The sequence below is a fragment of the Kitasatospora sp. NPDC091257 genome (assembly GCF_044757675.1).
Classification (GTDB): domain Bacteria; phylum Actinomycetota; class Actinomycetes; order Streptomycetales; family Streptomycetaceae; genus Kitasatospora; species Kitasatospora lactacystinica.
This window is the reverse complement of sequence record NZ_JBIVVI010000724.1, coordinates 1-4,726: the sequence shown is the minus strand read 5'-3', so window position 1 is coordinate 4,726 and position 4,726 is coordinate 1. Positions and strand designations below refer to the sequence as shown.

Below are 4,726 nucleotides of genomic sequence, written 5' to 3'. Positions count from 1 at the left end.
GGAGGGTCGACGTCGCGCAGCGGCCTGCCGACACGCCCGGGGACCTTCCGAGGCGGGGTTAACGGCGCCTAACCCGGCGGCTACTCTGGCCGCATGGTCAATCTGACGCGCATCTACACCCGTACCGGCGATGACGGCACCACCGCGCTCGGCGACATGAGCCGGACCAGCAAGACCGATCCGAGACTGGTCGCGTACGCGGACGCCAACGAGGCCAACGCCGCGATCGGCGTGGCCCTGGCCGTCGGTGAGCTGCCGCAGGACATGACGGCGGTGCTCGTCCGGGTCCAGAACGACCTGTTCGACGTCGGCGCCGACCTGTCCACCCCGGTGGTGGAGGACCCGAAGTACCCGCCGCTGCGGGTGCTGCAGTCCTACATCGACCGGCTGGAGACGGACTGCGACGAGTACCTGGCCCGGGTGGAGAAGCTGCGCAGCTTCATCCTGCCCGGCGGTACGCCCGGGGCGGCCCACCTGCACCTGGCCTGCACGGTGGTGCGGCGGGCCGAGCGCTCGACCTGGTCGGCGATCGCGGAGCACGGCGACAGCGTCAACCCGCTGACCGCGAAGTACCTCAACCGGCTGTCCGACCTGCTGTTCATCCTGGCCCGGGTGGCCAACAAGGAGCGCGGGGACGTGCTCTGGGTCCCGGGCGAGAACCGCTAGGAACATGCCGAAGTCCCGTCCTCGGACCGCTCCCCCGTGGGAGTCCGAGGACGGGCCCTCGACGGTTCAGGGCCGGTCGGCCGGGGTGCGGTCGGGGGCGCTGCCGGCGAGGGTCTTCCCGGTGACCACCCGGTCGTCCTCGACCACCACGCCGGCCGGCGGCTGCTTGGGCCAGAGCGAGTAGCAGCCGGCCACGATCACGTTGACCACGGCGGCGATGCCCAGCTTGAGGTACCACTGGAGGAAGGTGCCGAAGTGGGCGGAGCCCGCGGAGAGCGGGACGAGCAGGGTGATCAGGCTCAGCGTGACCGCGGCGGACACGACGGTCCGGCCGGCGATCTGCCACTCGTACCTGGTCCGCTCCGGCCCGTACTTGGGCGAGGGCAGCGGCTTGGGGCCGCCGGCGAAGCGGTGCAGGAAGTGCCGGTCGGCCCAGCGGACCAGCGAGGGGCCGTAGCCGATCGAGAAGCCCGCGTAGCTCGCGGCCAGGGCGTGCGTCCAGCTCGCGGTGGCGCCGCCGCGCAGGTCGAGGACGGTGAGGGCGTACAGGGTGAGGTCCACCACCGGCAGGCCGACCAGCAGCGCGGTGCTGGTGCGGCGCCACCGGAGCAGGTAGCGGGCGGTCAGTCCGAGGCCGAGCAGGATCCAGAAGGAGATCTCGGCCGCGACGATGAGAGTGACGATCACGTTCTGCTCCCGGACGTTTCGGTGGTGCTTCCAGCCTCGTGCGGGGGCGTGCCGCTGTCGTCGTCGCACGGTGCCGTACCGGCCTGCACCTTTCGATGTAGCGGGCTCCTTCGTGGACCGGAGCCGGGCCGGCCGCCGGGGATGATGAGATGGGGACGTGCCGCTCCCGTTCCCCGCGCTCCCCCCACGCCGACAGGACCAGCTGATCGCCCTCGCCGGGCTGCTCGGCGGTGCGGTGCTGATCGCCTTCGGGGTGTACGACCGGGCCGACCGGGTGCCGCCGTGGGTGGTGGCGCCGCCGCTGCTGGTGATGGCCGGGCTGGAGCTGGTCCGGCGGACCAGGCCGGTGCTCGCGGTGTCGCTCGGCGGGCTGGCCTTCGCGGCGAGCGTGTTCGCCGGCAACCTGGTGGCCACGCTGATCATGTACACCGACCTGCTGTACGCGGCGGTGATCTACGGCACCCCGCGGATGTCCCGGGTGCTGCACCTGTCCGGTGGGGCCACGGTGCTGGCGCTGTCCACCCTGGCGGCGGTCTACGGCGGCACCTCGTTGGCGCTGCTGATCGTGGTGGTCAGCACACTGGTCTTCCTGGGCCCGGTGTGGAGCGGCGACGTGGTGCGCAAGCACCGGCAGGAGGCGGAGGCCGAGCGGCTGCGGGCGGAACAGACCGCGCTGCTCTCGGAGATGGACCGGCGGGAGGCGATCGGCGCCGAACGGGCCAGGATGGCAAGGGAGTTGCACGACGTGGTGGCCAACCACCTGTCGGCGATCGCGATCCACGCCACCGGTGCGCAGTCGGTGGCCCGGCGCCGGAACCTGCCCCAGGACGATCCCCTGGTGGAGGTGCTGGCGGTGATCCGGGAGAACAGCGTCCAGGGATTGGCCGAAATGCGTCGGATGATCGGACTGCTCCGGGACAGTGGCGGGGGAGAGGTGGACGAGTCGTACGCGGCCCCCGACCTGGCCGCGGTGGACGCCCTGCTGGCCAAGGCCCGGGCGGCCGGCCGGGACGTCGGGCTGGACTTCGCGCTGGACGAGCGCGGCGAGCGCGGGGAGGTGCCGGTGCCGGTCGGGCTGGCCGCGTACCGGATCGTCCAGGAGTCGCTGACCAACGCCCTCAAGCACGCCGGGCCCGGACTGGTCAGCCTGCGGCTGGAGTTCGCGCCGGAGGAACTGCGGATCTCGGTCGACAGCCCGTACCGGGGTGGTCCGGGCCGTGAACTGCCCGGTGCCCGGGCCGGGTTGGTGGGCATGGCGGAACGGGCCGGGCTGCTCGGCGGCAGCTTCGAGGCCGGGCCGAAGGACGGGTACTGGAGCGTGCGCGCGGTGCTGCCGCGCGCCCGGGGGAACGAGGGGCGGGCATGACGATCCGGGTGCTGGTGGCGGAGGACCAGGCGGCGGTACGCGCGGCGCTGGTGATGATCCTGCGCGCCGAGCCGGAGTTCGAGGTGGTCGGGCAGGCCGCGGACGGCGAGGAGGCCGTCCGGCTGGCCCTGGAGCTGCGGCCGGACGTGGTGCTGATGGACGTGCAGATGCCCCGGCTGGACGGCGTCTCGGCGACCCGCGAGGTGGTCGCCGCCGGGGCCGGCCAGGTGCTCGTGCTGACCACCTTCGACCTGGACGAGTACGTCTACGGCGCGCTGCGGGCCGGGGCGTCCGGGTTCCTGCTCAAGGACCTGGAGGCGGACACCCTGATCGAGGGCATCCGCACGGTGGCGCGCGGGGACGGGATGCTGGCGCCCTCGGTGACCAGACGGCTGATCGGGGCCTTCGCCCGCCCCGAGCGGCCGGTCGGACCGGAGGCCCGGGCCGCGGTGGGGACGCTGACCGGCCGCGAGCGGGAGGTGCTGGCCTGCATCGGGGCCGGGATGTCCAACGGGGAGATCGCGGCCCGGCTGGAGATGGCGGAGGCGACCACCAAGACGCACGTCAGCCGGATCCTGGCGAAGCTGCGGCTGCGCAGCCGGGTGCAGGCGGCGATCCTGGCGCAGGACCTCGGACTGACCGTCTGATCACCTGTTTTAGGTCGGTTGCAGATCACACTCCCGATTGCTATTGCACGGGGGATTTGGGCATTAGAGTCCCGGAAAAACGAGCGATGCGGCTCTCTGGCGGCGACCCCTGCCCTGAGCCGCCTTCAGGGCCCGCCCGCGGGGCGGCGACGGCATCGGGAGACCCAGCCATGAGCAATGCGTCCAGCAAGCAGATCGCCGTGATCGGTGCCGGCCTGATGGGCGCCGGCATCGCCCAGGTGTCCGCGCAGGCCGGTCACCCGGTGGTGCTGCGGGACGTCACCGAGGAGGCGCTCCAGCGGGGCCTGGCCGGCATCCGCGCCTCCTACGAGAAGTTCGTCGCCAAGGGCAGGCTGAGCGCCGAGGACGCCGAGGCCGCGCTGGGCCGGATCACCACCACCACCGACCTGGGCGCCGTCGCCGAGGCCGACATCGTGGTCGAGGCCGTGTTCGAGGAGCTGGAGGTCAAGGAGCGCGTCTTCCGCGAACTCGACAAGCTCGCCAAGGACGGCGCCGTACTGGCCTCCAACACCTCCGCCATCCCGATCACCCGGATCGCCGCCGCCACCGGGCGCCCGGAGTCGGTCGTCGGCGTCCACTTCTTCTCGCCCGTCCCGATGATGAAGCTGGTCGAGCTGGTCCGCGGCTACAAGACCAGCGACGAGACGCTGGCCACCGCCCGCGCCTACGCCGAGGGCGTCGGCAAGGAGGTCGTGGTGGTCAACCGCGACGTGGCCGGCTTCGTGACCACCCGCCTGATCACCGCGCTGGTCGTCGAGGCCGCCAGCCTGTACGAGTCGGGCGTGGCCACCGCCGAGGACATCGACACCGCCTGCCGGCTCGGTTTCGGCCATGCGATGGGCCCGCTCCAGACCGCCGACCTGACCGGCGTGGACATCCTGCTGCACGCCGCCCGCAACATCTACACCGAGACCCAGGACGAGAAGTTCGCCGCGCCGGAGATCATGGCCCGCATGGTCACCGCCGGTGACCTGGGCCGCAAGAGCGGCCGCGGCTTCTACCCGTACGAGGGCAAGTGAGCCGGCAGGGCTGAACGACCGGCCGGGCCGTGCGATCGGGGCATCGTACGGCCCGCTCCGCAGGGCCGGGTGAGTTTCCTCACGCCGGGTACCGCAGACGGGTGATTTGGGCGGTAATCGAGCGTAGGTGTGGGGCCGACCTGCGTATATTCCCTCGGACGGGTGAAGTTGCTTCAGATCTGGCCAAAACCAGCAACCTGCGGAGCCGGTTCACCGTCAGATGAGGGAACCCGGCATTCCGCCCGGGTCCGGGCCGACAGGAACCACGGGAGGACCCCGGAGCCGGTCTCCGGGGCCGCGGCGGTCTCGGTGACGACCGG

At 72.0% G+C, this 4,726-nt stretch carries 5 protein-coding genes; 4 read left to right on the top strand and 1 reads right to left on the bottom strand.

Annotated features, from left to right (window positions below; genetic code table 11):
- The first annotated feature begins 93 nt into the window (after positions 1 to 93).
- Positions 94 to 666, top strand: coding sequence for a cob(I)yrinic acid a,c-diamide adenosyltransferase (locus ACIQOV_RS28215; protein WP_359899948.1), 573 nt, complete (start codon positions 94 to 96; stop codon positions 664 to 666).
- A gap of 66 nt (positions 667 to 732) precedes the next feature.
- Here the strand turns inward: ACIQOV_RS28215 and ACIQOV_RS28210 are convergent, their stop codons facing one another.
- Positions 733 to 1,353, bottom strand: coding sequence for a hypothetical protein (locus tag ACIQOV_RS28210; protein WP_401053220.1), 621 nt, complete (start codon positions 1,351 to 1,353; stop codon positions 733 to 735).
- A gap of 157 nt (positions 1,354 to 1,510) precedes the next feature.
- On the opposite strand from ACIQOV_RS28210, the gene ACIQOV_RS28205 reads away from it, so the two are divergent.
- From ACIQOV_RS28205 to ACIQOV_RS28195, 3 genes are all read left to right on the top strand, one after another.
- Positions 1,511 to 2,719, top strand: coding sequence for a sensor histidine kinase (locus ACIQOV_RS28205; protein WP_401053218.1), 1,209 nt, complete (start codon positions 1,511 to 1,513; stop codon positions 2,717 to 2,719).
- On the top strand, positions 2,716 to 3,366 hold the full coding sequence (locus tag ACIQOV_RS28200) for a response regulator (RefSeq protein ID WP_380538219.1): 651 nt from the start codon (positions 2,716 to 2,718) through the stop codon (positions 3,364 to 3,366). The genes ACIQOV_RS28205 and ACIQOV_RS28200 overlap by 4 nt, the downstream gene beginning before the upstream one ends.
- A 170-nt stretch (positions 3,367 to 3,536) precedes the next feature.
- Positions 3,537 to 4,406 (top strand): 3-hydroxyacyl-CoA dehydrogenase family protein, encoded by an 870-nt coding sequence (locus tag ACIQOV_RS28195; RefSeq protein ID WP_401053215.1) that lies wholly within the window; start codon positions 3,537 to 3,539, stop codon positions 4,404 to 4,406.
- The last annotated feature ends 320 nt before the right edge of the window (positions 4,407 to 4,726 follow it).

Excerpts from the sequence above, each read along its gene's own strand:
- ACIQOV_RS28215 (WP_359899948.1), top strand. The coding sequence starts at position 94 with ATGGTCAATCTGACGCGCATCTACACCCGTACCGGCGATGACGGCACC.
- ACIQOV_RS28200 (WP_380538219.1), top strand. The coding sequence starts at position 2,716 with ATGACGATCCGGGTGCTGGTGGCGGAGGACCAGGCGGCGGTACGCGCG.
- ACIQOV_RS28195 (WP_401053215.1), top strand. The coding sequence starts at position 3,537 with ATGAGCAATGCGTCCAGCAAGCAGATCGCCGTGATCGGTGCCGGCCTG.